General features: G+C 39.1%; 3 protein-coding genes. 2 read left to right on the forward strand and 1 reads right to left on the reverse strand.

Going from position 1 to position 2,247, the window contains the following annotated elements; all coding sequences use genetic code 11:
• The first annotated feature begins 181 nt into the window (after positions 1-181).
• Complete coding sequence (locus tag JK188_RS17115) at positions 182-538, forward strand: DNA-binding protein (RefSeq protein WP_211886875.1); 357 nt, start codon at positions 182-184, stop codon at positions 536-538.
• A 100-nt stretch (positions 539-638) separates the two neighbouring features.
• Complete coding sequence (locus JK188_RS17120; RefSeq protein WP_211886876.1) at positions 639-998, forward strand: DNA-binding protein; 360 nt, start codon at positions 639-641, stop codon at positions 996-998.
• 62 nt (positions 999-1,060) lie between these two features.
• Here the strand turns inward: JK188_RS17120 and ispB are convergent, their stop codons facing one another.
• Positions 1,061-2,032 carry an octaprenyl diphosphate synthase gene (gene ispB / locus JK188_RS17125; protein ID WP_036949027.1) on the reverse strand — a complete coding sequence of 324 codons (972 nt, stop codon included), beginning with the start codon at positions 2,030-2,032 and terminating at the stop codon, positions 1,061-1,063.
• Positions 2,033-2,247: the final 215 nt, after the last annotated feature.

Here is a 2,247-nt window from a genome sequence, read left to right on the forward strand (position 1 = left end):
ATAAAATAGTTAATACAAAGTTATTGATATAACTAGCGGATATACAAAGAAATTATCTATATCGATATAATTTATTAACTATTATATTTGAATATTAAAAATGGATATTGAAACGATTAAGAAAATAAAGAAAGTTTATAGTTAATCGAAGTCGTCATTATGATGACAAGGAGCGTCGATAATGAACAAGGAATGGTTAACGGCCAAAGAGCTCGTTGGGCGCCAAGGGCTTCCAACAAGCACCCAAGGTATTAATGCCATGGCGAGGCGAGAAAAATGGTTGAGTCGAAAACGACGAGGTATTCAAGGAAAAGCATTGGAATACCATATTAGCTCGGTTCCCATTAATCTCGAAGAGTTCACGGTGATGTATGAAACTTCGGCAGGCTACCAAATTAAGCGTGATGAACAAGCGCATATTTGGCAAGAAGCTTATAACCAGCTTTCCCATGATGAACGCGTGAAGATCTTATCGTTTATTATGCGCAAAGGTGCTTTAGCTTTAATTCATCTTATTAATCAAAATAGCCATACATAGATTACGTACAGTATTGAATCGAATAAATTTTTAGAAAAATAACTTTGGTATAGCGACAAAAGCAGGTTGCAAAATATAAGCTAAGCGTAAAAGTGATATTATGAAAAAATTGTGGTTCACTGCGAAAGAATTAGCAGGATTAGAAGGTCTTCCATCATCACCTCAGGGAATTAACTTGATGGCGAGAAGGGAAGGTTGGAAAAGTCGTCGTAAAAGAGGTGTTCAGGGGAAGGCCGTTGAATACTATATGGAAAGCTTGCCGAGTGAGATCCAAGGTCAGCTTTCGTTTCATGAGCCATCTGCACCGTATCAAGTGCAACGTGTTGATGCACTGCAAATTTGGTCTGAGGCTTATTACCAACTGACGGAAGATGAGCGCAAAATATTTGTGAAATATATTTTGCGTCACGGGTTATCATCGCTATTGGCAAAAATAGAGCCTGAACCAGAAGATGAATAACCATAAAAAAGGGTGAAATTGCTTTCACCCTTTTCAATATTGATTTAGCTCTCTAACGGTGATTATGAATGGCGCTGAATAGCAACGTGCGCTAAACCAATCAATGCTTCTTTATACACTGAGTCTTCAAGGGCGTTTAAAGCATCAATGGCTTTTTGAGCTTCTTCCTGCGCGCGTTGGTAAGTGTATTCTAATGAGCCGCAGCGTTTCATTGTGCCAAGGACAGTGTCTAATAGATGGCGACCATTTCCTTGCTCAATTGCTTGTCTAATTAGTGCTGACTCTTCTGCATTACCATGTTGCATTGCATGTAACAGTGGTAGTGTTGGTTTACCCTCATCGAGATCATCTCCAGTGTTTTTACCTAACTGGGTATTATCTGCATCATAATCAAGAAGATCGTCAACTAACTGGAATGCGGTCCCAATGTAGCGACCATAATCTTGCAGCGCTTTCTCTTGCTCAGGCGTGGCATTGGCTAAGATAGCTGACGCGTGAGAAGCCGCTTCAAATAGACGCGCAGTTTTACTGTAGATCACTTGCATGTAGCTCTCTTCAGTAATATCAGGATCGTTGCAGTTCATTAATTGTAAAACTTCACCTTCAGCGATCACGTTGGTGGCTTCAGACATCAATTTTAAAACACGCATCGAATCAAGATCCGTCATCATTTGGAAGGATCGAGTATAAATAAAGTCACCTACTAATACGCTTGCCGCGTTACCAAATACAGCATTAGCTGTCTGTTTTCCACGACGCATATCTGATTCATCGACCACATCATCGTGTAATAAAGTGGCGGTATGGATGAATTCGATTAATGCAGCAACTTGAATATGCTTATGTTCAGAATAGCCTAGGGATCGTCCTGCGAGGATCGCGATCATTGGACGGATCCTTTTTCCGCCTCCGCTAACGATGTAATAACCTAATTGATTGATTAATGCTACGTCTGAGTTTAATTGGCTGAGGATCGCTTCATTTACTGCTGACATATCCTCGGCTGTCAGTTCAACGATAGATTCTAAATTCATTGTAATATATTCATATTATTAGTTTTTGGGGCATTCCCTAAGCCAAAAATGGGAAAACCGATATCACAGTAATAGCGTAAGCATAACACTATTAATAATAAGATTATCGGGTGAAATGCAAAAAATGTTTAAATAAGTAACAATCGAAAAATATGGTGCTAAGTGGACTCAACCAGCTAATTTTGTGGGTAATGGTGCTTATAAATTAAAAGATT

This window comes from Providencia sp. JGM181 (assembly GCF_018257375.1).
In the GTDB taxonomy this organism is placed as follows: domain Bacteria; phylum Pseudomonadota; class Gammaproteobacteria; order Enterobacterales; family Enterobacteriaceae; genus Providencia; species Providencia lanzhouensis.